This is a genomic window from Streptomyces sp. NPDC001568 (assembly GCF_042893755.1).
Classification (GTDB): domain Bacteria; phylum Actinomycetota; class Actinomycetes; order Streptomycetales; family Streptomycetaceae; genus Streptomyces.
This window is the reverse complement of record NZ_JBIAVF010000017.1, coordinates 73,426-97,809: the sequence shown is the minus strand read 5'-3', so window position 1 is coordinate 97,809 and position 24,384 is coordinate 73,426. Positions and strand designations below refer to the sequence as shown.

25 protein-coding genes are annotated in these 24,384 nt (G+C 72.6%); 10 read left to right on the top strand and 15 right to left on the bottom strand.

The window, feature by feature from the left end; all coding sequences use genetic code 11:
• Positions 1 to 25 precede the first annotated feature (25 nt).
• The 6 genes from ACFY0I_RS28600 to ACFY0I_RS28575 form a co-directional block, all read right to left on the bottom strand.
• The gene (locus tag ACFY0I_RS28600) at positions 26 to 736 is read right to left on the bottom strand and encodes a lysophospholipid acyltransferase family protein (RefSeq protein WP_388901222.1); all 711 of its coding nucleotides are present in this window, start codon (positions 734 to 736) and stop codon (positions 26 to 28) included.
• 134 nt (positions 737 to 870) lie between these two features.
• Positions 871 to 1,029, bottom strand: coding sequence for a hypothetical protein (locus ACFY0I_RS28595; RefSeq protein WP_388901220.1), 159 nt, complete (start codon positions 1,027 to 1,029; stop codon positions 871 to 873).
• A 32-nt stretch (positions 1,030 to 1,061) separates the two neighbouring features.
• Positions 1,062 to 2,018, bottom strand: coding sequence for a cytochrome c oxidase assembly protein (locus ACFY0I_RS28590; protein ID WP_388901218.1), 957 nt, complete (start codon positions 2,016 to 2,018; stop codon positions 1,062 to 1,064).
• A 92-nt stretch (positions 2,019 to 2,110) separates the two neighbouring features.
• A complete protein-coding gene (locus ACFY0I_RS28585) occupies positions 2,111 to 3,136 on the bottom strand; it encodes a 6-phosphofructokinase (RefSeq protein ID WP_388901216.1) in 1,026 nt (341 codons plus the stop codon).
• Positions 3,137 to 3,339: 203 nt separating this feature from the next.
• Positions 3,340 to 4,068, bottom strand: a complete 729-nt coding sequence (locus ACFY0I_RS28580) for a type 1 glutamine amidotransferase (protein WP_385571609.1) — start codon at positions 4,066 to 4,068, stop codon at positions 3,340 to 3,342.
• A gap of 29 nt (positions 4,069 to 4,097) precedes the next feature.
• Positions 4,098 to 5,336: a MurT ligase domain-containing protein gene (locus ACFY0I_RS28575; RefSeq protein ID WP_281205252.1), complete on the bottom strand. Its 1,239-nt coding sequence runs from the start codon at positions 5,334 to 5,336 to the stop codon at positions 4,098 to 4,100.
• A gap of 123 nt (positions 5,337 to 5,459) precedes the next feature.
• On the opposite strand from ACFY0I_RS28575, the gene def reads away from it, so the two are divergent.
• A complete protein-coding gene (gene def, locus ACFY0I_RS28570; protein WP_388901214.1) occupies positions 5,460 to 6,038 on the top strand; it encodes a peptide deformylase in 579 nt (192 codons plus the stop codon).
• Between the two features lie 7 nt (positions 6,039 to 6,045).
• Here the strand turns inward: def and ACFY0I_RS28565 are convergent, their stop codons facing one another.
• Positions 6,046 to 6,690: a TetR family transcriptional regulator gene (locus ACFY0I_RS28565; protein ID WP_388901212.1), complete on the bottom strand. Its 645-nt coding sequence runs from the start codon at positions 6,688 to 6,690 to the stop codon at positions 6,046 to 6,048.
• A gap of 182 nt (positions 6,691 to 6,872) precedes the next feature.
• On the opposite strand from ACFY0I_RS28565, the gene ACFY0I_RS28560 reads away from it, so the two are divergent.
• Positions 6,873 to 8,102, top strand: a complete 1,230-nt coding sequence (locus ACFY0I_RS28560) for an acyl-CoA dehydrogenase family protein (RefSeq protein ID WP_388901210.1) — start codon at positions 6,873 to 6,875, stop codon at positions 8,100 to 8,102.
• A gap of 17 nt (positions 8,103 to 8,119) precedes the next feature.
• Here the strand turns inward: ACFY0I_RS28560 and ACFY0I_RS28555 are convergent, their stop codons facing one another.
• Positions 8,120 to 8,566: an SRPBCC family protein gene (locus ACFY0I_RS28555; RefSeq protein ID WP_388901208.1), complete on the bottom strand. Its 447-nt coding sequence runs from the start codon at positions 8,564 to 8,566 to the stop codon at positions 8,120 to 8,122.
• 156 nt (positions 8,567 to 8,722) lie between these two features.
• On the opposite strand from ACFY0I_RS28555, the gene ACFY0I_RS28550 reads away from it, so the two are divergent.
• Complete coding sequence (locus ACFY0I_RS28550; RefSeq protein ID WP_388901206.1) at positions 8,723 to 8,908, top strand: DUF5999 family protein; 186 nt, start codon at positions 8,723 to 8,725, stop codon at positions 8,906 to 8,908.
• Between the two features lie 143 nt (positions 8,909 to 9,051).
• On the opposite strand, the gene ACFY0I_RS28545 is transcribed toward ACFY0I_RS28550, so the two are convergent.
• Together ACFY0I_RS28545 and ACFY0I_RS28540 are read right to left on the bottom strand one after the other, a co-directional pair.
• A complete protein-coding gene (locus ACFY0I_RS28545; RefSeq protein WP_388901204.1) occupies positions 9,052 to 11,076 on the bottom strand; it encodes an ATP-binding protein in 2,025 nt (674 codons plus the stop codon).
• A 151-nt stretch (positions 11,077 to 11,227) separates the two neighbouring features.
• The gene (locus ACFY0I_RS28540) at positions 11,228 to 12,193 is read right to left on the bottom strand and encodes a fibronectin type III domain-containing protein (protein ID WP_388901202.1); all 966 of its coding nucleotides are present in this window, start codon (positions 12,191 to 12,193) and stop codon (positions 11,228 to 11,230) included.
• A 246-nt stretch (positions 12,194 to 12,439) separates the two neighbouring features.
• On the opposite strand from ACFY0I_RS28540, the gene ACFY0I_RS28535 reads away from it, so the two are divergent.
• The 6 genes from ACFY0I_RS28535 (at position 12,440) to ACFY0I_RS28510 (ending at position 19,278) form a co-directional block, all read left to right on the top strand.
• Positions 12,440 to 14,041 (top strand): ABC transporter substrate-binding protein, encoded by a 1,602-nt coding sequence (locus ACFY0I_RS28535; RefSeq protein ID WP_388901200.1) that lies wholly within the window; start codon positions 12,440 to 12,442, stop codon positions 14,039 to 14,041.
• 46 nt (positions 14,042 to 14,087) lie between these two features.
• Entirely contained in the window at positions 14,088 to 15,053 is a 966-nt protein-coding gene (locus ACFY0I_RS28530; RefSeq protein WP_388901198.1) for an ABC transporter permease, read from the top strand.
• Positions 15,046 to 15,918 (top strand): ABC transporter permease, encoded by an 873-nt coding sequence (locus tag ACFY0I_RS28525; protein WP_388901196.1) that lies wholly within the window; start codon positions 15,046 to 15,048, stop codon positions 15,916 to 15,918. The genes ACFY0I_RS28530 and ACFY0I_RS28525 overlap by 8 nt, the downstream gene beginning before the upstream one ends.
• Before the next feature lie 89 nt (positions 15,919 to 16,007).
• Positions 16,008 to 16,928: an ABC transporter ATP-binding protein gene (locus ACFY0I_RS28520; protein ID WP_388901408.1), complete on the top strand. Its 921-nt coding sequence runs from the start codon at positions 16,008 to 16,010 to the stop codon at positions 16,926 to 16,928.
• Positions 16,921 to 17,580 (top strand): ABC transporter ATP-binding protein, encoded by a 660-nt coding sequence (locus tag ACFY0I_RS28515; protein WP_388901194.1) that lies wholly within the window; start codon positions 16,921 to 16,923, stop codon positions 17,578 to 17,580. Before ACFY0I_RS28520 ends, ACFY0I_RS28515 begins: the two co-directional genes overlap by 8 nt.
• Positions 17,581 to 17,709: 129 nt before the next feature.
• Positions 17,710 to 19,278 (top strand): hypothetical protein, encoded by a 1,569-nt coding sequence (locus ACFY0I_RS28510; RefSeq protein ID WP_388901192.1) that lies wholly within the window; start codon positions 17,710 to 17,712, stop codon positions 19,276 to 19,278.
• A gap of 44 nt (positions 19,279 to 19,322) precedes the next feature.
• Here the strand turns inward: ACFY0I_RS28510 and ACFY0I_RS28505 are convergent, their stop codons facing one another.
• From ACFY0I_RS28505 to ACFY0I_RS28485, 5 genes are all read right to left on the bottom strand, one after another.
• Positions 19,323 to 19,943 (bottom strand): cytochrome b/b6 domain-containing protein, encoded by a 621-nt coding sequence (locus ACFY0I_RS28505; RefSeq protein WP_388901190.1) that lies wholly within the window; start codon positions 19,941 to 19,943, stop codon positions 19,323 to 19,325.
• Positions 19,927 to 20,712 carry a molybdopterin-dependent oxidoreductase gene (locus tag ACFY0I_RS28500; protein ID WP_388901188.1) on the bottom strand — a complete coding sequence of 262 codons (786 nt, stop codon included), beginning with the start codon at positions 20,710 to 20,712 and terminating at the stop codon, positions 19,927 to 19,929. The genes ACFY0I_RS28505 and ACFY0I_RS28500 overlap by 17 nt, the downstream gene beginning before the upstream one ends.
• Positions 20,713 to 20,892: 180 nt before the next feature.
• Entirely contained in the window at positions 20,893 to 21,813 is a 921-nt protein-coding gene (locus ACFY0I_RS28495; RefSeq protein WP_388901186.1) for an ion transporter, read from the bottom strand.
• Between the two features lie 229 nt (positions 21,814 to 22,042).
• Positions 22,043 to 22,489 (bottom strand): DoxX family protein, encoded by a 447-nt coding sequence (locus ACFY0I_RS28490; protein WP_388901184.1) that lies wholly within the window; start codon positions 22,487 to 22,489, stop codon positions 22,043 to 22,045.
• A 537-nt stretch (positions 22,490 to 23,026) separates the two neighbouring features.
• The gene (locus ACFY0I_RS28485) at positions 23,027 to 23,434 is read right to left on the bottom strand and encodes a DUF5997 family protein (protein ID WP_388901182.1); all 408 of its coding nucleotides are present in this window, start codon (positions 23,432 to 23,434) and stop codon (positions 23,027 to 23,029) included.
• 58 nt (positions 23,435 to 23,492) lie between these two features.
• Here ACFY0I_RS28485 and ACFY0I_RS28480 point away from each other — a divergent pair, with 58 nt between their 5' ends.
• On the top strand, positions 23,493 to 24,299 hold the full coding sequence (locus tag ACFY0I_RS28480; RefSeq protein ID WP_388901180.1) for a LysR family substrate-binding domain-containing protein: 807 nt from the start codon (positions 23,493 to 23,495) through the stop codon (positions 24,297 to 24,299).
• Positions 24,300 to 24,384: the final 85 nt, after the last annotated feature.

Genomic DNA, 24,384 nt, shown 5'->3' with positions numbered 1-24,384 from the left:
ACTGACGTGAGGTGAGGGAGAAGGCTCAGCGCCCCGGGCGCCGGGCCTTCTTCCGCTTCTTCTCCTCCTCGGCCTTCACCTCGGCCGCGTACCGGTCGACGTACTCCTGGCCCGAGAGCCCGAGGATCGCGTACATGATCTCGTCGGTGACGGCGCGCAGCACCGCCCGCTCACGCTCCATCCCGGCGTACCGGGAGAAATCCAGCGGGGCGCCGAAGCGGATCGTGACCCGTCGGACCTTCGGGATCTTCTGGCCGGGAGGCTGGATCTCGAAGGTGCCCACCATCGCGCAGGGCACCACCGGCACGCCGGCGCCGAGCGCCATCGCCGCCACCCCGACCTTCCCCTTGTACAGCCGCCCGTCGTGCGAGCGCGTGCCCTCGGGATAGATGCCGAGCAGCTCGTCCTTGGCCAGGACCCCGAGCCCCTCGCGCAACGCGGCCTTGCCCGCGTCCTTGCCGGAGCGGTCCACCGGGATCTGCCCGGCGCTGCGGAAGAAGGCGGCGGTCAGCCGGCCCTTGATCCCCGGGCCGGTGAAGTACTCGGCCTTCGCGAGGAAAGTGATCCTCCGCTTGAGGATCGCGGGCATGAGGAAATGGTCCGAGAAGGAGAGGTGGTTGCCCGCGATGATCGCGGCGCCCTCCGGGGGGATGTTCTCCAGTCCTTCGATCCGCGGCCGGAACAGCAGCCGCAGCAGCGGGCCGAGCAGCACGTGCTTGAGCAAGTGGTAGAACACCGGGCAGCTCCCGTCGATGCCTCAAGGTCACGTCCATCCTACGGACAGTCAGGCACGGAGCAGGAGGGGTGGGCGCAGCCCGCAGCACGACGGGGCACGGACCCGCGCCGGGCGGGCCCCGCCGGACGGGTCGCTCAGACGTTGCGCGAGGCGGCCAGTCCGAGGGTCAACAGTCCCAGCACGACCCAGCCGAACCACAGCCAGCCGTTGCTGCCGAGGACCACGGAATAGGCGGAGACGGCCACCAGGGCGGCGAAGGTCGTGACGGCCATCGCCTTAACGGATCCTGTCATGCCCCATGGTGGCGCGGGAGGGCGCTCCCGCGCTACTGGCCGCGCCCTTGGAGCGAGGCGAGATACGAGTTGTACGCCGCGAGCTCCTGGTCGCCGTCCCGGTCGGCGGCCCGGTCGGAGCGCTTCGCGGCCCGCTGCTCCGAGTGGTACCACTGGTAGACCAGGGCGATCAGGACCAGGACGGAGGGGATCTCGCTGAAGGCCCAGGCGATGCCGCCGCCCCACTGCTGGTCGAGCAGGGGGTCGATGCCGAGGGAGGCCGGCGGGCTCGCGTACGTCTTGATCATCGGCTCACTGGCCATCATCAGGGCGATGCCGAAGAAGGCGTGGAACGGCATGCCCGCGAACAGTTCCAGCATCCGCATCACGTAGCCGGGGCGGTGCGGGCCCGGGTCCACGCCCATGATCGGCCAGAAGAAGATCAGGCCGACCGCGAGGAAGTGGACCATCATCGCGATGTGTCCGGTCCGGCTCTCCATGAGGAAGTCGAAGAGCGGGGTGAAGTAGAGACCGTAGAGGCTGGCGATGAACATCGGAATGGTGAACGCCGGGTGGGTGACGATCCGCATGTACCGGCTGTGCAGCAGCTTCAGGAGCAGCTCGCGCGGGCCCTTGCGGCCGCGCCCGGCCGGCGGCAGCGCGCGCAGCGCCAGCGTGACCGGGGCGCCGAGCAGCAGCAGGATCGGGGTGATCATGCTGATCACCATGTGCTGGACCATGTGCACGCTGAACATGACCATGCCGTAATCGTTCAGCTTGGTGCACATCACCAGGATCACGGTCAGCACACCGATGGTGAAGGCGACCGTACGGCCGACCGGCCAGGCGTCGCCGCGCCGACGCAGCCGCAGGACGCCCCACGCGTAGAGGGCGAGGCCGGCCAGCGAGGCGAACAGGAAGAAGGCGTCGAAGGAGAACTCCAACCCGCGCCCGAGAGTGAACGGCGGCAGGTCCATGTTCATGTCCATGCCGTGCCCGCTGTGATCCATCTGTTCACTCCCCTTGACCGTGGTGCTCCACCACAGTAATGGGGGCCCCGGACGCGAACGCGTCCGGGGGCACCCTCAGAAGGGGGGAAACATCACAGAACGGTCTGGGCCTCGTCGTACCGCTCGGCGGGCACCGTTTTGAGGGTCTCCACGGCGCCGGCGAGCGGAACCATCTCGATCTCGGTACCGCGCAGGGCCGTCATCATGCCGAACTCGCCGCGGTGCGCCGCCTCGACCGCGTGCCAGCCGAAACGGGTCGCGAGCACCCGGTCGTACGCGGTGGGCGTGCCGCCGCGCTGGACGTGACCCAGGATCACCGGACGGGCCTCCTTGCCGAGGCGCTCCTCGAGCTCCACGGCGAGCCGGTTGCCGATGCCGGCGAACCGCTCGTGGCCGTAGATGTCCGTGCCGCCCTGCTCCAGGGCCATCGAACCCTCGGCCGGCTTGGCACCCTCGGCGACGACGACGATGGCGAACCGCTTGCCCGCTTCGAACCGCTCGCCGACGATCGCCGTCAGCTCGTCGATGTCGAAGGGCCGCTCCGGCACGACGATGGCGTGCGCGCCGGCGGCCATGCCCGAGTGCAGCGCGATCCAGCCGGTGTGGCGGCCCATGACCTCGACGACCATGACGCGCTGGTGCGATTCGGCGGTGGTCTTCAGCCGGTCCAGGGCCTCGGTGGCGACGCCCACGGCCGTGTCGAAACCGAAGGTCACGTCGGTCGAGGCGATGTCGTTGTCGATCGTCTTCGGCACGCCGACGATCGGCAGCCCACCCTGCGACAGCAGGTGGGCGGCCTTCAGGGTGCCTTCGCCGCCGATCGGGATGATGGCGTCGAGGCCGAGGTCCGCGACGTGTCCGCGGGCCCGCTCCACACCGTCGCGCAAGTGCGCGGGCTGGACGCGGGAGGAGCCGAGGATGGTGCCACCGCGGGCCAGGATGCCGCTGACGGCGTCCAGGTCGAGCTTGCGGTAGTCGCACTCCAGCAGGCCGCGCCAGCCGTCGTGGAAGCCGATCACCTCGTCGCCGTGGTCGACGACGGCGCGGTGTACGACGGAACGGATGACGGCATTGAGGCCGGGGCAGTCGCCTCCGGAAGTGAGCACACCAATGCGCATGGCAGGAAGAACCTTTGCAACGTGGGCCGACGACCGGACCACGTCGTCCGGTTGGAACTACCCGTCACCCTACAAGCGGATCCGCGATGGACTGAACCATCCTCCACATGCTGGTCCGATCAATCGTACGAACGAACGCACGCCGGGCCCGGATCCCCCGAGGGGGGATCCGGGCCCGGCGTGCGGTACGGCGCGGCCGCGCGTTACGCGGGCTGCGTGGCCGCCGCGATGCGCTCGGCGCGCAGCGCCTCGTACCAACGGTCGTCTATGGCCGGCAGCGCGTTCACGTCGAGGGCCAGCTTCAGCAGCAGGTCCGCGATGAGCGGGTTGCGGGCCATCACGGGGCCGTGCATGTACGTACCGAAGACGGTGTCGTTGTACGCGCCCTCGGTGCCGTCGCCGGTGCCGTTGCCGCGGCCCATGCTCACCCGGGCGAACGGGCGGGCCGTCGGACCGAGGTGGGTGACGCCCTGGTGGTTCTCGAAGCCCGTCAGCTGCGGCAGGCCCAGGCGCGGGTCGATGTCCCCGAGCACGTCACCGACGCACCGCTCGCCCTCGCCGCGCACCGTCACGACGTCCAGCAGGCCGAGGCCCTCCTGGCGCTGACCGACGTCGTTGACGAACTCCTGGCCGAGGATCTGGTACCCGGCGCACACCGAGAAGACGATCGCCCCGTTCGAGACGGCCCGCTCCAGGCCGCCGTCGCGCAGCAGGCGTTCCGCGGCCAGCCGCTGGGGCCGGTCCTCACCGCCGCCGATCAGGTAGATGTCGCCCGACGTGGGGATGGGCTGGTCGCTGCGCACGTCCACGCGCTGCACGTCCAGGCCGCGCTGGCGCGCCCGGCGCTCCACGACGAGGGCGTTGCCCTGGTCTCCGTACGTGCTGAGCAGGTCGGGGTAGACCCACACCAGACGCAGGCTGTTGTCGCTCATGCTCTTGTCCTCTGCGTTTCTGACGGGGGCTAGTTGCCGACGCGGCGGCGCACGTCCTGGAAGGCGGTGTAGTTCGCGATCAGCTCGATCTGTCCGGGCGGCGCCAACTGCACGGCCTCGTCGAGGGTCTCGCACACCCGGAAGTCCAGTCCCGCGACTTCCAGGCGGACCGCCAGGTCCAGCTTGCGGTCGCCGATCACGAAGATCGGGTGACCGGCCAGGCGCGGGTAGTCGACGTCCCACAGCCAGGAGGTGTCGGTGCCGTCCGCGCCGCGCGCGTTCACCGACAGGATCACCGGGGTCGGCGGCGGGTCGATCAGCGAAAACGTTTCGAGCCAGCCCGCGGGGTTCTTCGCGAGCAGCAGCCGCAGCTCGCGCCCCATGAAGTTGACGACGTCGTACCGGCCGGCCACCGCCTGCACCTGGTACATGCGCTCCAGCGCGACCTGCGGCGGCACGCCGAACACGGCGGCCACGGCGGCGGACTGGGCGGCGTTGGCCTTGTTGGCGCGGCCGGGCAGCTGGAGGTGGATCGGCCAGGCCGAACCGTGCGGGTCCAGCACGTGGTCGCCGGAGAGGACCCAGCTCGGGGTCGGCCGGCGGAAACCGCACTCGGCGCAGAACCAGTCGTCGCCGGGGCGCTGCATCACGCCACCGCAGGAGGGGCACGACCAGGCGTCGTCCTTCCACTCCTGGCCGGCGGCGACCCACACCACGTTCTGCGAGGAGGAGGCCGACCACACGATCAGCGGGTCGTCACAGTTCGCGACGATGACCGCCTTCGAGCCCTCCAGGCCCTCGCGCCACTTCTCGGCGAGCATGCGGGTCTCCGCCGCCCGGTCGAGCTGGTCGCGGGAGAGGTTGAGCAGGGCGATCACCTTGGGGGTGACGTCCCGGGCCACTCCGGCCAGGTACTTCTCGTCGACCTCGATGACGCCGTACTTGGCGTCCGAGCCGCCGGCCAGGGCCGAGGTGATGCCCGCCGGCATGTTGGCGCCCAGCGCGTTGGAGACGACCGGACCGGCGGCCCGCAGGGCCTCCGCGATCAGGCGGGTCGTCGTGGTCTTGCCGTTCGTCGCGGACACGAGGACGACGTCGAGGTGCTGCGCCAGCGCGCCGAGAAGATCGGGGTCCAGCCTGAGTGCGACCTTGCCACCGATTACCGATCCGCTTCCGCGTCCCGCGGCCCGCGACACCGCCGCCGCGGCCTTGCCCGCCGTCACGGCCAGCTTGGCCCGCGGCGAAAGCGGCTCCGTGTTGCCTGCCATCGTCCCTTGTCCTCCTTGCGTCGGTCGGCCCCAGCCTATCCAGTACCGGCCGTGGCCTTGACCGCGGCGCCCCCAGGCTGCCGCGGATCTCCTCATATATTCGCCCGTCGTACCCTTACGGCCATGCGACAGCGCCCCCTTCCCGGTACCACCGGACTCGTCCGCACCATGAGCCTGCTGGGCGATCCGGTGCTCCATTCCGCCTGCGCGGAGGTCACCGCCTTCGGCCCGGAGCTCGACCGTCTCATCGAGGACATGTTCGCGACGATGTACGCGGCCCAGGGCGTCGGCCTCGCCGCGAACCAGGTCGGTGTCGGGCAGCGCGTGTTCGTCTACGACTGCCCGGACGACGAGGACGTGCGCCATGTCGGGCACGTCGTCAACCCGCGGTTGGTGGCCGCCGACGGCGACGAGTACCGCGGCCCCGAGGGTTGCCTGTCGCTGCCCGGGCTGGAGGCGGGAACCGTGCGTCACGACCGCGCGGTCGTCGAGGGCGTCACCTCCGACGGGTCGCCCGTGCGCATCGAGGGCACCGGGTTCTTCGCCCGTTGCCTCCAGCACGAGTGCGACCACCTCGACGGCACGGTCTACGCGGACCGGGTCACCGGGCTGCGGGCCAGGCGGCTCCGGCGGGCGATCCGCAAGGCGCCGTGGGGCGCGCCGGCGTCCCGCGACGGAGCCGGGGCCGGCTCCGCGCCCTGACGGATGTTCAGAACCCGGGGCCGTCCGCGCGGTTGCCCGCGGTGGCGAGGCGGCCCCACAGCAGGTCGGTGAGGCCCGTGACCAGTTCGGCCCGGTCGCAGGGGCGCTCGCCGAGCCACCAGTCCCCGGCCGCGTGCATCATGCCGACGATGCCGTGGCCCCAGATCCGGGCCAGGCGTTCGCCGCCCGGGCCGAGGTCGACCCGCTCGCCGACGACCTGGGCCAGTTCCTCGCCGAGCCGGCGCAGCAGGGGGGCCGAGTGCAGGCCCACGTCGAAGCCGCGCTCGGGGCTCGGGGAGTCCTCGGCCGGGTGCATCAGGAACCGGTAGACCTGGGGACGGGCCTCGATGGCGGCGAGGTAGGTGTCGAGCGTGGCCTCGACCCGGCGGCGCCGTTCGGCGGGGGCGTCGAGCGCGGCCCGCAGCGAGTCCAGAAGGGCGTCGGTGTGCCGGACGGCGAGGGCCTGGTAGAGGCCCGCCTTGTCCCCGAAGTGGCGGTAGAGGATCGGCTTCGTGATGCCGGCCTCGGCCGCGATGGCGTTCATGGAGGCCTTGGGGCCGTCCCGAAGTACGACGCGGTCGGCCGCTTCCAGCAGCTCCCGCCGGCGGCGGTCCGCCGCTCCCGGCTCGCCGGCCTGCTGAGTGGTCTGCATGACGTGTTTCTCTCCCCGCCCTTGCGATGTGCGTGACGCCCACGCAACGTAACACCCCGCACACCCTCGCGATCGAACCGGCGGTGCTTGACAGTGCTTACCGGCCGGTAACAGACTGTGGCCATTGTTCAGGTTACCGGCAGTAACTTCGCTGGTGGCCACGTGAGACAGCTGGAGGGGACATGGCGGAGTTCACCATGGAGCTCAACGACGACCAGAAGCAGGTGCGCGACTGGATCCACGGCTTCGCGGCCGACGTGATCCGCCCCGCGGCCGCCGAATGGGACGAGCGCGAAGAGACTCCGTGGCCCGTCATCCAGGAGGCGGCCAAGGTCGGCATCTACTCCCTGGACTTCTACGCCCAGCAGTTCTTCGACCCCACCGGCCTCGGCATCCCGATGGCGATGGAGGAGCTCTTCTGGGGTGACGCGGGCATCGCCCTGTCGATCGTCGGCACCGGCCTCGCGGCCATCGGCGTCGTCGCCAACGGCACCGAGGAGCAGATCGGCACCTGGATACCCCAGATGTACGGCACTCCCGACGACGTCAAGGTCGCCGCCTTCTGCTCCTCCGAGCCGGACGCCGGCTCCGACGTCGGCGCCATGCGCACCCGCGCGGTGTACGACCGGGCCACCGACGAGTGGGTGCTGAACGGCACCAAGACCTGGGCGACCAACGGCGGCATCGCCAACGTCCACATCGTGGTGGCCGTGGTCGACCCCGAACTCGGGACCAAGGGGCACGCCTCCTTCATCGTCCCGCCCGGCACCCGGGGCCTCTCGCAGGGGCAGAAGTTCAAGAAGCACGGCATCCGCGCCTCGCACACGGCGGAAGTGGTCCTGGAGGACTGCCGGATCCCGGGCTCCTGCCTGCTCGGCGGCAAGGACAAGCTGGATGAGCGGCTGGCGCGGGCCCGCGAGCGGGCGGCGGCGGGCGGTGGGGAGCGGGTGAAGAACGCCGCCATGGCCACCTTCGAGGCTTCCCGGCCCGCGGTCGGCGCGATGGCCGTCGGCACGGCCCGCGCCGCGTACGAGGTGGCCCTCGACTACGCGAGGACCCGCACCCAGTTCGGCCGCCCGATCATCGACAACCAGGGCGTCGCCTTCCAGCTCGCGGACATGCGCACGCAGATCGACGCGGCCCGGCTGCTGGTGTGGCGGGCGTCCTGGATGGCGGTCGCGGGCAAGCCGTTCACCTCGGCCGAGGGCTCGATGTCCAAGCTGTTCGCGAGCGAGATGTGCAAGAAGGTCACCGCGCAGGCCGTGCAGATCCTCGGCGGCAACGGATTCACCCGGGAGTACCCGGTGGAGCGGATGCACCGGGACAGCGCGATCTACACGATCTTCGAGGGGACCAGCGAGATCCAGCGGCTGGTGATCGCGAGGACGCTCTCCGGGATGCCGATCCGCTAGCCGGCCCGGCCGCCGCGTCAGCGGCCGTCGGGGGAGAGGAGGCGGGTCAGCGCGCGGGTGAACAGGACGCGGCCCGCCGCTGCCGTCAGCGGATCGAGCAGCCGCGGCAGGCCCCGTACGCGCAGGTCCTCGCGCCAGTGGGCCTCCGTACCCCCGCCGGGGAGCGGGCGGACCTCGATCTCCGCCCAGCCGGTCACCGCCCGCCCGCGCTTCTCCAGCCGGACCAGTCCGGCGGCAGGAGCCGCGGGCGGCTGCCAGCGGACGACTTCCATCGGGTCGTCGAAGGTGATCCTGCCCACCCCCGTGCGCGCCGTGAACCGCGTTCCGACGTGCGTCGGAGGCTCCGTCTCGATGATCGTCCGGGTGAGCGGAACCTGTGCGCCGTGCCGTTCCCAGTCCGTGAGCCGCCGCCAGGCCTCGGCCGGCGGGAGCGGTGTGCGGTGAATGATCCGGATAGCGGGCATGAGCGCATGGTAAGCGGGCATACACACCCTGAACTGGACCGCGAATATGGGTTCCGTCCGGGGGCGGCGATCAGTAATACTCACCGCCACCGTGGATCGCGGATTCGACCGGGTGACCACCGGCCCTCCCGCCCCACTCTGCGAGGAGGTGCGCCAATGTGCTCCCACCAGCCCCCCTGCCCGCCCGCCGACAGCGCCGATCATGACGCTGCCCGCACCGTGGCCTCCCACCCCGAACAGGGCTGGAACCTGCTGTGCAATGGCGTGGTGCTTTTCGATGACACCGGTGAACTGCTCCCCGAAGGCCGGACGGTGGAACCCCGTCGCCCGGCCCTGGTCTGAGCGAGGAGGCAGCATGCGCCAGCAGCTGATCCGCAAGCCCGTCCCCAAGCCCGCCCCCCGAGACCTGGATCTGCGTACCCCGTCGGGCAGACCCCTCCCGTACTGACGGGAGCCCCCGAGTTACGCCGCTCACCGGCTGCCGGTCAGCCGGTGGGCGCCGCCGTGCCGCCGAGGAACGCGCTCTCGTACGCCGCGTCCCCGATCGCCGCGCGGGCCTGCCGCTCGCCCCGGTCCCGCAAGGCCGTGAGCGAGGGCGACCCGCCCATCTGCGGCCTGCCCACCGTGCGCCACCAGGCGTGCCCGGTGCCGAGCAGCCGTGCCGCCAGTTCCCCGTCCCCGAGGGCCGCCACGGCCGCCGCGAGGACGTCCAGGCCCAGCGCGATGCCGAAGCGGTCGCCCAGCAGCCGCTTGCCCGAGAGCATGGACCGTACGTAGCGGGCGGCCTCGCCGTGGTGGCCGAGTCCGAGCGCCGACACGGCCAGGATGTAGTCCGCGTAGGCCCGCAGCCACCGCTCACCGAGTTCCGCGCACGCCTCCCGCAGCCCGCGCGCCTCGTCGGCTGCCTCCTCGAAGCGCCCGAGGTCGCACAGGGCGTAGCCGGTGGCCAGCCGGCACAGCAACCAACCCGTCCCGCTGGTGCGCCCGCCGCGGCCCGCCCGCGCCCGGGGGCCGGCCAGGGCGAGCGCCGTCTCCGGGTCGCCCGGCATCAGGACCGACACCGCCCGCAGGTAGGCCGCGCGCAGCTCCCGCTCCGGGTCGGCGAGGGCGTCCGCCTCCCGGCCGCACCGCGCGCCGAGATCCTGTGCTTCGGCCATGTCGCCCTGGAGCAGGGCCGTCAGCCCGAGCGCCCACAGGGCCTGGACGTGACCGGCTCCGTCCGGCGGCCCGCCGTCCAGGGCGCGTTCCAGGAAGCCGCGGCCCTCGTGCACGTGCCCGCACGCGAACCAGAAGAACCACAGGGCCCCGGCCATCTCCAGGGCGGCGTCGGGATCCGTGCCGAGCAGGTGGTCCAGGGCCGTGCGCAGCTGCGCGTGCTCGGCGGTCATCCTGCGGTACCAGTCCACCTGGCCGGGCCCCATCCAGCCCCGTTCGGCGGCCTGGGAGAGGGCCCCGTACCAGTGGGCGTGCCGGTCCGCGACGGTCCGTACCTCGCCCAGTTCGGCCAGCCAGTCGTGGCCGAATTCGCGGATGGTGTCCAGCATCCGGTAACGGGCCCCCGCGCCGCGCTCGTCGGAGCGCCGTACGACGGACTTCGCGACCAGGCCGTCCAGGACCCGCTCCACCCGGGCCGCGGCGAGCGGGCCGCCGGCGCACACGGCCCGGGCGGCGGCCACGTCGAAGTCCCCGGTGAACACCGACAGTCGGGCCCACAGCAGCCGTTCCACGGGCTCGCACAGCTCGTGGCTCCAGCCGATGGCGGTGCGCATGGTCCGGTGCCGGGGGAGCAGTACGGCGCGGGTGTCGGCGAGCAGGTCGAACCGCGCCCCCAGTCGCTGCGCCACCTGCTCCAGCGACCACAGCCGCATCCGGGCCCCGGCGAGCTCCAGGGCGAGCGGGATCCCGTCCAGCCGACGGCACACCTCGGCGGCGATCTCGGTCCGGCCGGGGTCGTCGAAGATGTCGGCGGCGCGCGCGGTGGCGGCCGTGGCGCGGGCCCGGAAGAGGGCGAGGGCGTCGCTGTCGGGTCCCTCGCAGGGCAGCGGTCGTACGTCGACGACGGTCTCGCCGGGGGAGTCCAGCCGCTCCCGGGAGGTGGTCAGAACCGTCAACCCGGGCGCCGATTGCAGGAGTTCGGCCACCAGGTGGCGGACGGCGGGGACCAGGTGTTCGCAGGTGTCGAGGACGAGCAGGAGTTCCTTGTCGGCCATCCACGCGCACAGTTCCTCGTCGAGGGAGTGGGCGGAGTGGTCGGCCAGCCCGACGGCGTGGGCGACGGTGGTGGTGAGCAGCTTCGGGTCGCGCAGCGGGGAGAGCTCCACCCACCAGACGCCGTCGGGCCGGGCTTGGCGGCGGTCGGCGGCGGCGCGCAGGGCCAGGCGGGACTTGCCGACGCCGCCCACGCCGGTCAGGGTGACCAGCCTCCGATCGCCCAGAAGTGCTCCGAGAGCGGTGAGTTCACCGTCCCGGCCGACGAAGCTCGCCGTTTCCGGCGGCAGGTTTCCCGGCACGGCGCCAGAGTCTGGCGCAGGGCCCCCGCCTGCGGAGTCTGCCTGATTGTCGTTGACCGAGTACTCACCGAACACGGTTGTATTGTGCGCGATCTCCTTTCACGACAGTGCCGTTGGGGTCGGATGGGTGGCCGGAACGACTTGGGTCGCGTCAGCCCGCGAGGACGACGTGCCGCTCCGCGGAGAAGGCGCCCCAGTTGCCGTCGGGCAGCCGGGCCCGGAGTTTCAGGGTCCAGGCGGTACCCGCCGGCTCGGTGGCCGTGAGGCGGTGCGTGGCCGGGCCGCCCGGCTTCGCACCCGCTCCGAACTGGATGACGGTGACGGGCTGTCCGTTGACGTAGAGCTGGTACTCGGTGGTCGCCCGGCCGGTGCCGGGGGCGGTCCAGGACAGGTCGACGGCTCCGGGCGAGGCCGTCGCGGTGAAGGCGGTGGGGGCGGTGCCCGGGCCCTGGGCCGGGTCGGCCGGGGTGGTCACGGCGACGGGCGGCCCGTCGGGGGAGGAGTTGTCGGCGCCGTCCCGGGCGCGGACGGTGAAGGAGTAGGCGGTGCCCGGCTGGAGCCCGTCGAGGGTGGTGGCGCTCTCGCCGGGGCCGACCGTGTGGATCCGGACGCCGCCCTGGTGGATGTCGTAGGCGGTGACGCCGGTGTCGTCGGTGGCCGCGGCCCATTCGAGCCGGACCGTACGGGGCCCCCGGGCGCTGCCGGTGGCGGTGGTCGGGGCGGTGGGCGGCTGCCGGTCCTCGGCCCGGGCGTCCGGGGTGGTGGCGCGGGCGGGGGCGCTGAGGGAGGAGCGGTTCCCGGCGGCGTCGCGTGCCCGGACGGTGAAGTCGTAGGGCGTCCGCGGGGTGAGGCCGGTGATGTCGACCATGGTCTTCTCCGCGGGGAGGTCGCGGACCAGCTGCCCGGCCTGGAACACCTGGTACCCGGTCACGCCGTCGGTGGGCGCCGCCGCCTCCCACATCACGTGCACGGAGGTGGCGCTGCCGGCCTGGGCGGTGAGCCCGGCGGGCGCGCGCGGGGGTTCGGTGTCGCCGCTCGTGCAGGCCGTCAGGGCCGCGAGGGCCAGGCAGAGGCCGAGCGCCGCCGGGAGGGGGCGCGGCGGGGCGGTGCGTCGCAAGGCCGGCCTCCGCGTTCTCGTCGTTCCTGGGGTCCCGTAAAGGTCTAGACATATATGGCACGCGCGGCGGGTTCCGGGCAAGCCCCGGGTGGCCGGAATTCGCTTGAGGGGCAAGGGATTTGCCCGGATCGAGGGGGTCGGCACCGGTGTGCCGGTCGCGGGCCGATTCGGTTTCCCCGGCCCCCATCTGGCACTATTGCCATTTCTTTGCAATAACGGATGATCGCGAACAAGGATGTGCGCAGCATGACGGCCCGGACAGCACGGGGAGCGGCCGCGGTGACGCTGACCGCCGTACTCATCACGGGCGTGGCGGCCTGTTCGAACCCGACGGGCGGCGCCGCAGCGTCCGCCTCGGCGGCCGATTCCGCGGTGGTCGGCATCGCGACCGAGCCGGAGACGCTCAGCCCGCTGCTGGGCTACGGCAAGGACGGCAACTCCAAGGTCTTCGACGGGCTGCTCGCCCACGACGCCGACATGAAGTTGACGCCCGCGCTGGCCGAAGCGCTGCCCGAGGTCTCCGCCGACGGCCGCACGTACACGTACAAGCTGCGCCAGGGCGTGAAGTTCAGCGACGGTGCGCCCTTCGGCGCCAAGGACGTGGTCTTCACCTACCGGACCATCCTCGACCCCGCGACGAACAACCCGTCGAGGACCGAGCTGGACGCCGTCGAGAGCGTCACCGCGCAGGGCGAGGACCGGGTCGTCTTCACCCTGAAGTACCCCTACGCGCCGTTCGCCGAGCGGACCGTCCTGCCCGTCGTCCCCGAGCACGTGGCGGGCAAGCAGGACGTCAACAGCGGCGACTTCAGCACCAAGCCCGTCGGCACCGGCCCGTACCTCCTCGCCGGCTGGTCCCGGGGCGAGAAGATCACCTTCAAGGCCAACCCCTCCTACTGGGGCGGCGAGCCCGCGGTGAAGAAGTTCACCATGGCCGTCATCAAGGACGACGACGTACGCGCCACCCGGCTGCGCTCCGGCGAGCTCGACGCGGCCGTGCTGCCCCCGAACCTCGCCCGCGGCTTCGAGAAGGACCCGGCGCGCACCACGTACGCGGCCAAGTCCTTCGACTACCGCACCGTGACCCTCCCGACGCACCACAAGGTCACCGGTGACGTGGCGGTCCGGCAGGCGCTGGACATCGCCGTCGACCGGAAGACCATGGTCGACAAGCTCCTGGAGGGCGCCGGCAAGGCCGCCTACGGACCCGTCCCGGTCGGCAGCCCCTGGTTCACCGCGGGCACCGAGCGCCCGTACGACCTGGACAGGGCGAAGAAGATCCTCGACGACGCCGGCTGGAAGGCGGGCGAGGACGGCATCCGCGTCAAGGACGGCGTCCGCGCCGCCTTCCCGCTCTGGTACCCCTCCGGCGACAAGCTCCGCCAGGACCACGCCCTCGCCTTCGCCTCCGACGCCAAGAAGGCCGGCATCGAGGTCAAGACCGAGACCGGGACCTGGGAGGTCATCGAGCCCCGCATGAAGACGGACGCCGTCCTCGCCGGCGGCGGCTCCCCGGCCGACCCCGACTTCGACCAGTACCTGCTGCTGACCTCCTCCCTCGGCGGCGACGGCTTCAACAACATGGCGTGGTATGACAACCCGACCGTCGACCAGGCGCTCGCGGAAGGCCGCAGGAGCGGCGACCGGACCGTCCGCAAGAACGCCTACGACACCGTGCAGCGCGAACTCGTGAAGAACCCGGGCTACGTCTTCCTCACCCACATCGACCACCTGTACGTGGTGAACGACAAGTGGGACGGCCCCACCACCCAGGTCGAGCCGCACGACCACGGCCTCGGCACCGGCCCCTGGTGGAACGTGGAGACCTGGAAGCCGAAGCAGAAGTGAGCCGACCCACGTGACCAGCCGCTCCCGCCGCCTCCCCTGGGGGCCGATGGCGCGCATGACCGGGCGGCGGCTCCTGTTCGCCGCCCCGGTCCTGCTCGTCGTCACCTTCGGGGTCTTCGCCGTCGCGGCGATGTCCCCCTTCGACCCGGTCAAGGCGTACGCAGGCACCGCCGGCCTCACCGCCTCGCAGGCCGAACTCGACCAGCTGCGGATCAACCTCGGCGTCGACCGGCCGATGCCGGCCCGCTGGTGGGAGTGGCTCACCTCGGCCCTCACCGGGGACCTCGGCACCTCCTCCGTCATGCGCCGGCCCGTCGTCGACGTGATCGTCGAGCGGGTGGGCTGGTCCGCGCTGCTCGCCACCTGCGCGTTCGCCGTGGCCGTGCTGCTCGGCACGGGGCTCGGCGTACTGGCCGCACGCCGCCAGGGGGGCCTCCTCGACCGGGGCGTGTCCGCCCTCGCGTACACCCTGGAGGCCGCCCCCGCGTTCTGGCTGGGGCTGCTGGCCATCTGGTTCTTCGCCGTACGCCTGGGCGTCCTGCCCTCCGGGGGCCTCACGGACGCCGCCGACGACACGATCACCTTCGGGCAGGTCGCCGCCCACCTGGTGCTGCCCGCGCTGGTGCTCGGCATCTCCCAACTGCCCTGGTTCTTCCTCTACGTCCGCCAGGGCGTGGCCGACGCGCTGGAGGAGGACCCCGTCCGCGGCGCCCGAGCGCGGGGCATCGCCGAACGACGGATCCTGCTGGGCCACGGGCTGCGCTCCGGCATGCTCCCCATGCTCACCCTCATCGGCTCGCGCGTCCCCGAACTGATCACCGGAGCGCTCCTGGTGGAGACCGTGTTCAGCTGGCCCGGCATCGCCGCCGCCACCGTGCAGGCCGCCACCTCCGTCGACTTCCCGCTGCTGGCCGCGCTGACCGTACTGGCCACCGCCGCGGTCCTCGTCGGGAACCTGCTGTCCGACCTGCTCTACGGACTGGCCGACCCGAGAGTGGGCTTCGATGGCTGAACCGGCGATCACCTGGACCTCGCGCGGGGCGGCCCGCCGCTCCACCCGGACGCTGCGCGTGCGCGTCTGCGCCGCCGTCGTCGCCGTCATCGTCCTCGCCGTCCTGCTCGTGCCCCCGCTGGCGCAGCTGGACCAGCAGGCCGTCGACCTCACGGCGAAGCTGCTGCCGCCGTCCTGGGAACACCCCTTCGGCACCGACGACGTCGGCCGTGACCTGCTCCTGCGCTGCGTCTACGGACTGCGGGTCTCCCTGCTCGTCGGCCTGGTGGCGGCCCTGGTCGCCACCGTCATCGGCACCGCCGTCGGCGCGGCGGCCGGGGCGCTGGGCGGCTGGACCGACCGCCTCGTCATGCGGGCCGTCGACACCCTCTCGTCCATCCCGCACCTGCTGCTCGGCATCTTCATCGTGGCCATGTTCCGGCCCGGGGTGTGGCCCGTCGTGGTCTCGGTGGCCCTGACCCACTGGCTGTCCACCGCCCGGATCGTGCGCGCGGAGGTCCTCTCGCTGCGCAGCCGCCCCTACGTGGACGCCGCCGTCTCCGGCGGCGCCTCGCGCCTGCGGGTGGCCGTACGGCACCTGGTCCCCGGCGTGCTCCCGCAGGCCGGGCTCGCCGCGGTGCTGATGGTCCCGCACGCAATGTGGCACGAGTCCGCCCTGTCCTTCCTCGGCCTCGGCCTGCCCTCCCACCAGGCCAGCCTCGGCAACCTGGTCCAGACGGCCCGCGGTTCGCTGCTCGCCGGGGACTGGTGGCCCACGCTCTTCCCCGGCCTGCTGCTGATCGTCCCGACGCTCGCCATCGCCGGCCTCGCGGGCGCCTGGCGCGACCGGCTGAACCCCCGACGCCGCTCGGAGCTGACCCTGTGACCACGCCCACGCCCGCCGCGGCCGTTCCCGCCCACGGACCCGCCGCCGGCGCCGTCCTCGACGTGGAGCGGCTCTCGGTCCGCTTCCGGATGCGCGGCGACCGCTACGTCGAGGCCGTCACCGGAGCCACCTTCCGCCTCGGCCCCGGCGAGTGCCTCGCCCTCGTCGGCGAGAGCGGCTGCGGCAAGTCCGTCCTCGCCTCCGCCCTCCTCGGCCTGCTCCCCGGCAACGCCGAGACCGCCGGTTCCGCCCGGCTCGCCGACGGCCTCGACCTGCTCGCCGCCGACGAGGCGACCCTCGCCCGCACCGTACGGGGCCGCCGGATCGGGCTCGTCCCGCAGAGCCCGGCCGCCCACCTCACCCCCGTCCGCACCGTCCGGTCCCACCTGGAGGAGACCGTCCGGGAACTCACCGGCAAGCGGATGCGCGACCGCTCCGGGAACGGCCCGCGCGGGGCGCGACTGCGCGCCGCGGCCGAGGAGGCCGCCGCGCGCGCCCAGTTCCCGGTCAGCCATCTCGACCGCCACCCGCACGAACTCTCCGGCGGCCTCGCCCAGCGAGCCGCCACCGCCCTCGCCCTCGTCGGCGACGCCCCGCTGCTCCTCGCCGACGAGCCGACCACCGGCCTCGACCGGGACCTCGTCCACCGCACCGTCGACGAACTGCGGGCCCACACCCGGGACGCCGACCGCGCCCTGCTGATGATCACCCACGACCTCGCTGCCGCCCAACGGATCGCCGACACCGTCGCCGTCATGTACGCCGGCCGGATCGTGGAGACGGCCCCCGCCGAAACCTTCTTCGGTGCGCCCGGGCCCCGCCACCCCTACGCCCGCGGACTGCTCGACGCCCTGCCCGAGCGGGCCTTCACCCCCATCCCCGGGGCCCCTCCCGAACTCGGCGACCTGCCGCCCGGCTGCGCCTTCGCCGCCCGCTGCGTCCTGGCCGACGCCCGCTGCCGCACCGACCGACCCCCGCTCACCGAAGGGGTGGCCTGCCACCATGCTTGAGCTCGCCGGGATCACCGCCGGATACGACCGACGCAGCCCCGTCGTGCGGGACGCGAACCTCACCCTGCGCCCGGGGGAGGCCCTCGGCCTGCTGGGGCCCAGCGGCTGCGGCAAGTCGACCCTGGCCCGGGTGGCCGCCCTGCTGCACCGGCCCGACCGCGGGACCGTGGCCCTCGGCGGTCGCACCGTGACGGCCTTTCGACACCGGGCCCCGCGCTCCCTGCGCACCGAGGTCGGCGTCGTCTTCCAGCAGCCCCGGCTGTCGGCCGACCCCCGCCTGCGGCTGCGCGACCTCGTCGCCGAACCGCTGCGCGCCACGGGCCGGCGCGAGGAGGCGCAGGCCCGGGTCGCCGAGCTCGCCGACCGGGTCGGCCTCGGCGCGGACCTGCTTGCCCGGCGCCCCCACGAGGTCAGCGACGGTCAGCTGCAACGCGCCTGCGTGGCAAGGGCGTTGGTGCTGAAACCGCGCTGGCTGGTGTGCGACGAGATGACCGCGATGCTGGACGCCTCCACCACCGCCGCGCTGGTCGCGGTCGTCGAGGAGTACCGCGCCGAAACGGGCGCCGGACTCCTCGCGGTGGGCCACGATCCGGTCCTCCTCGGACGCTGGTGCGACCGTACGACGCACTGGAGCGACATCACGGCTCCTTGATCGACTGTTGCGCCTTCGTGAATCATCCGGCTCTTCCATGGACTCCTCGGGCAGTGCGATCTAGCGTCTGGCGGCGGCGCGATGTCAGACGCAATGTCAACAAAACTGAAGACAAAGGAGGATGCCCGGATGTTCCGAAGAGCGCTGAACTGCGCCGTGGTCCCCGCCCTCGCCGTCGTGACGGTGATGTACGGGATCGGGCCGGCCCAGGCCGAGGAGATCCCCAAGGCGCCCGGCCACCGCCTGGTCAGCCAGTACGAGGGCGGTCCCGCGACCGCCGCCCCGTTGCCCGGGGAAGCTCCGCCCCAGCACCCCCACCTCGCGCCCAACGGCCGCAGCGGCATGCACTCCGACGCCGCCGGCAGCGCCACGTCCCCGTGGTCCGGCCCCCTCGGCCGCAGCCCACAGGTGACCAGCGAGAAGATCGCCGCCCTCGGCGGCGAGTGCGCCACCGCCACCTTCGACACGGGCGGCCGCCTGGTCACCGTCTGCGGCACCTTCTCCGGCTTCAAGGTCAAGCTGCTGGAGCCCCGTACGCTGGCCACGCTCGCGGAGTACCAGCTCCCGCAGCGTTCTTCGACCGTCGAGGCGATCACCTCGCTCGACTTCGCGAAGATCTTCAAGGACACCTCGGGCGGCGCCTACTTCTACCTGGACAACCAGGACCGGGCCGTGCTGGCCGACTCCCGCCAGCACGTCCTGCGCCTCTCCCACTCCCAGAACCCCGACGGGAGCTGGAAGTTCACCGTCGACAACGACTGGGACCTCACCGGCCACGTCCCGCACGACTGCGTCACCTGGACCAACCTGCGGCCCAGCGGCACCTGCGATCCCATCACCTCGGTGATGCCCGACTGGAACGGCCGCATCTGGTGGGTCACCCGTCAGGGCCGCGTCGGCACCGTGGACCCGGCGACGTCGCAGATCCGCTCGCTCCGGCTGCCCGGCGAGGAGATCCAGAACTCCTTCTCGGTCGCCGAGGACGGGGTCTCCATCGTCACCGACCACGCCCTGTACAGCTTCCGCGCCACCGCCGACGGCACCCCCGAGGTGCAGTGGCGCCAGACGTACGACCGCGGCACCGGTACCAAGCCCGGCTCCGTGAACCAGGGTTCGGGCACCACCCCGGACCTCTTCGGCAACGGCTACGTCGCCATCACCGACAACGCCGACGACCGGATGAACGTCCTGGTCTACCGGCGCGGCGCCGACGTGGCCGCCGACCGGCGCCTCGTCTGCAAGGTGCCCGTCTTCGGTCCGGGCGCCTCGACGACCGACAACTCCCTCATCACCTGGGGCAACAGCATCGTCGTCGAGAACAACTACGGCTACGAGAACCCCACCTCGCTGCTGCTGGGTAAGTCCGTGGTCGGCGGCGTCAGCCGCATCGACGTCCGGGCCGACGGCAGCGGCTGCGACACGGTATGGGAGAGCGCGATCCGCGCTCCCTCCGTGGTCCCCAAGCTCTCCACCGCCAACGGGCTCCTCTACTTCTACGAGAAGGAGCCCAACTTCTGGGGGATCGACGCCTGGTACCTCACCGCGGTGGACTTCCGCACCGGTGAGCGGCGCTGGCGCCAGCTGACCGGCACCGGACCGCTGTACGACAACAACTGGGCGCCGATCACCCTCGGCCCCGACGGCACCGCGTACGTCGGCGTGTTCAACGGCATCGTCGCCGTCCGCGACGGAGGCTGATCCGCCGTCAGGCCCCGCTGAACCCCCGTCGGACCGGCGGGGGTTCAGCGGGGGCCGTCCCCGGGCCGCCACAGCGGGTGTTCGTGCTCGGCCCACCAGCGGGCGACCCAACCGGTGCGCAGACCGCGCCGGGCCTCCGGATCGCCGAGGGCCTTGCCGATGTGCCCCGCGAGTACGACGCCCACGGCCAGGGCCAGCCAGTCGTGGACGAACGTGGCCCCGGTGCGGACGGCCAGGGGCGCGAGCCCCGTGAACCACATCAGCAGCCCGGTGCCCAGCATCACCAGGACCGCCCCGGCCAGCCAGGCCGCGTACAGCTTCTGGCCGGCGTTGAACTTGCCCGCGGGCCTCGGTCCCCGGCGGCGCAGCGCGGAGCGCAGCCAGACCCGGTCGTGCGGCCCGAACCGGTTCAGGAAGCGCAGGTCGGTGCGGAAGGCCCGGGAGACCAGGCCCACCAGCAGGGGCAGCGGCAGGAGCAGCCCCGACCACTCGTGGACGGTGACGACCAGGTGCCGGCGCCCGACGAGCTCCGCGAGCGGCGGCAGGTACAGGCAGCCGGCGGAGACCACGCACACGCCCATGAGGGCCGCCGTGACCCGGTGGACCCAGCGCTCGGCGCGGCCGAAGCGGCGCACGCGGGGCGGCAGGTCAGACGGTGGGTGCATCGTCGCGTCCGTTCGACTTGCCGACCCAGGCGTCGACGTCGTAGCCGAGTTCCTCCCAGTAGCCGGGTTCCACGTCACGGGTCACGGTGATGCCCGAGAGCCACTTCGCGGACTTGTAGAAGTACATCGGCGCCACGTACAGCCGGACCGGTCCGCCGTGGCGGTGGCTCAGCGGCCGGTCCTGCATCCGAAGGACCACCATGACGTCCTCGCGCCGGGCCTGGGGGAGGGTGAGGCTCTCGGTGTAGGTCCCGTCGAAGCAGTCGAAGCGGATGGCCCGCCCCTCGGGCAGCACCCCGGCGGCGTCCAGGAGCCGCCCCACGGGCACGCCCTCGAAGGGGGTGGCGGGCACCCGCCAGCCGGTGACGCACTGGACGTCGCGGACGACCCGGGTCTGCGGCATCCCGAGCAGCTCGTCGAGCCGGTACGAGACCGGCCGCTCGACCAGGCCGCCGATGGTGAGGCGGTAGTCCGCCGGGCCGCGTTCCGGGACGGAGGAGGCCACCGAGTAGTAGCGGAAACCGCCCCCGTTGGGCAGCATCCCGGTCAAGCCCGTCGGGTCCTTTCCCGCGACGGCGCCCAGACCGGCCTCGGCCGCCCGGCGCAGCCAGGGCGAGGCGGCCAGTCCCACGGCGCCGAGCCCGGCCATCCCGAGGACCAGCCGGCGGCCGACCGGGGCGCCGTGGCCGTCGGGGTCCTCCGGGGGGCGGGCGCCGGTGTCCGCCGGCGGGCCGCCGGTTCCGGTTCCGCTGTCCTCGTGCGTGCTCACCCTACGATTCGACCACCAAGGGCGCCCCGGACGCCAGGGCGGCCGGCCGCACGTCAGACTTCCGTCACATCCCCGAGCGCTGCCCGGGCCGGCCCCGCCCCCGCCCGGGGTCCTGTGACCGTCCGCGTCCGGGACCCCGGGCGGGCGGCCGGCGGGCCGCCCGGAGGCGGCCCGGCCGCTCTACACGGCCGACTCCAGTTCCCGCTCCCGTTCCTTCCCCCGGTTTCCGGCCGCGGGGGAGGAGGGGACGTCCGCGAGGCTCGCCTCCAGGTCGTCCAGGGCCATGCGGGCCGCCACGATCCGCTCCCGCACCTCCCCGGCGGGATCGCCCGTACCCTCGGCGCGGTCCCGCGCCCGCTTGTCCTCGGCCTCCATCTCCCGGGCTTCGTCGAGCGAGTTGAGCACCACTCCGATCAGGACGTTGACCAGGACGAACGAGGCGAGCAGCGCGTACGAGGCGTAGTAGACGATGCTGAACCGGGAGATCTGCAATCCGGCCCGGACGGCGTCGGTCAGACCGTCCAGCGTGGTGAGGAGGAAGAGGGTGAGCGAGGCCCGGCCGATCGAACCGTAGTGCTGCGGGTCCGACTGCCCGAAGCAGACCCATCCGACCATCGCGTACACGTACAGCACCAGTGCGCCGACGAACAGGAAGCTGGCGGTGCCCGGCAGGCTGCGGCCCACCGCGACCAGCAGGATGCGCAGGTGGGGCAGGAACCGGGCGGTGCGCAGGACGCGGGCCAGCCGCAGCAGCCGCAGCACGGTGGTGTTCTCGCGCAGCAGCGGTACGAACGCCGAGGCGACGATCACCAGGTCGAAGACGTTCCACGGGTCCCGGAAGAATGCTTTCGGCCGGTCGGAGAAAGAACCGATGCGCAGCAGCATCTCCAGGGTGAACAGGGCGAGACAGCACTCCTCGGCGATGCCCAGCGCCTGCCGGTGCGTCCGGGCGAGCCCGCTGTACGTCTCGGCCCCCATCAGGGCCGCGTTGAGCAGGATCACGACGAAGACGGCCATCCCGAACGAGGTGTCGTCGGTGATCCGCCGGCATCGGGCGGCCAGTCTCCTGCGACCGCGTCCGGCCGGCATCGGGTCCGTCATTTCGCTCCTCGTACTTCCGTCGGCATCAGACCGGACCGATTCGGTGCGCTGGCGCGCACGCCGGTCCGAACCGTCTAACGCCGTACGGACGAACGGGTTTCAGACGCCACCCGCCCGACCGAGGGGTCGGGGCGCCCCGCGGAGCGGTCGGGGTGGTCGCGGGGCCCGTGGCGCCCGACCTGGTCGGACGGGTCGCACCGGTCGGGCCCCGCGGTGGCGTAACGATTCCTCAGGCGATCGCGGCCTCTGGGCGCGTCTCCGCGCGGTTCCGGCCGGGGCGGGCCGCGAACAGCCCGTCCAGGGCGAGCGCGCCGGGTCCGGTGAAGATCAGCAGGGCGAAGGCCCAGCAGAACATGGCCGAGGCCTCGCCGCCGTTCTGCAGGGGCATCAGGGACTGCGACTGGTGCACGGTGAAGTAGGCGTAGGCCATCGAACCCGACGCCACGAACGCCGCCGAGCGGGTGCCGAGGCCCAGCAGGACGAGGGTTCCGGCGACGAGCTGGATGACGGCCGCGTACCAGCCCGGCCAGTCGCCGACGGGCACCGTACCGCCGCCGCGGGCGCCGCCCAGGACGCCGAAGAGGGAGGCGGCGCCGTGGCAGGCGAAGAGCAGGCCGGTGACGATGCGGAAGAGCGAGACGGCGTACGGTCGTGCGGCGTCGAGGCGTTCGGGCATGGGGGAGGCTCCTTCGGTGGGGACGGGGGCCGAAGTGTGGCCGGCCGATGGCCGGGCGAGCACAGGTTAGGTATGCCTCATCTGGCGCGGCAAGTTCAGATTTCAGCCACCCGGGACAGGTCCTCGCCATGATGCGGAGGCCGTGCGTCCTACCCCCGTCGACCCGCCGGACCCGATGCGGAGGCTCCTTGTCGGGGCAGCCCGTCGCCGCCGAAGCCCCCGACCTGCCGACCCGGATCGCCCGGGCGCCGTCCTCGACGTGCTCACCGGACCGCGGGACCGCGGTGGACTCGGCCTGCTCCTGATCACCCGTGCCCGGCGGCAGCCGCCGCCCTCGCGATGCCGACGGCGGGGCGTCGTGGAGGAGGGCCGGCGCGTCCACTGCTCGGTGCCCCGTGGCACGCCCTCAGCCGGGTGCCGACCGACAGGTGACCCCGGGGGCGCGGCGGGCACGGCCCGATCACCGGGCCGGTCCGGTCCCCGGCGACGCGGTCGGCCGGGACCGGGGGAGGGGCGGCGTCCGCGACGCCGCCCGGATTACTGCTGCTGGGCGCGCTGCGCCTTCTCCGCCTTCTCGGCCTGCTTCTCCTTGATGCGGATGGTCTCCTTGCGGACCTCCGCCTGGGTGGCGCGCTCCTTCTGGAGCCACTCGGGGCTCTCCTGCTTCAGCGCCTCGATCTGCTCCGTGGTCAGGGCTTCGGTGACCCCACCGCGTGCGAGACCGGCGATGGAGATGCCGAGCTTCGCCGCGACCACCGGGCGGGGGTGCGGACCGTTCTGCCGCAGCTCGACCAGCCACGCGGGCGGATCGGTCTGGAGGGCGTTCAGCTCGGTGCGCGAAACCACACCCTCCTGGAACTCGGCGGGGGTGGCTTCGAGGTACACACCCAGCTTCTTCGCCGCGGTGGCGGGCTTCATCGTCTGGGTGCTCTGGTGCGACGTCATGGGGTCAAGGGTATCGAGCGTGTGCGCTACCTCCGACCACGACCGGTAACCTGGCGGGGTGACAGGCTCGGAAACTTCCCCTTCGTTCCGGCTCGCCTATGTCCCGGGAGTGACGCCCACCAAGTGGGTGCGGATCTGGAACGAGCGGCTGCCCGACGTCCCCCTGACCCTCGTCGGAGTACCCGCCGCCGAAGCGTTCGACCTGCTGCGCGGCAGTGGCGCCGACGCCGGCTTCGTGCGGCTGCCCGTCGACCGGACCGACCTCAGCGCGATCCCGCTGTACACCGAGGCGACCGTCGTCGTGATCCCCAAGGACCACCTGGTGGCCTCGGCGGAAGAGGTGTCGACCGGGGACCTCGCCGACGAGATCGTGCTCCACCCCCTCGACGACGTCCTCGTCTGGGAAGCCCTGCCGGGCAAGCCCGCCTTCGAACGCCCCGAGACCACGGCGGACGCCATCGAACTGGTCGCGGCGGGCATCGGCGTCCTCGTCGTCCCCCAGTCACTGGCCCGTCTGCACCACCGCAAGGACCTCACCTACCGGCCCGTCTCCGACGCCCCGGAGTCGCGGATCGCCCTGTCCTGGCCGGAGGAGAAGACCACCGACCTCGTCGAGGAGTTCATCGGCATCGTCCGCGGTCGGACGGTGAACAGCACGCGCGGTCGCCCGCCGACGCCCCCGCAGCCCAAGCAACAGCGCAAGCGCCCCGACGCGAGCGGCGGCGGCAAGGGCAAGAGCGCCGCAGGACGGGCCGGCGGGAAGACCGCCGGGAAGTCGGGCGGCAAGCAGACGGGCAAGAACCCGCGCGGCGGCTCCGCGGCGCCCAAGGCGGCCAAGCGCGGCAAGCCGCGCGGTCGCCCGTAGCCGACGCCCCACCGAAACGCCGCCCCCGCGACACCGGGCACCTCATGCCGGTGACCGGCGGCCCCGCAGGGGGCCGCCGGTCACC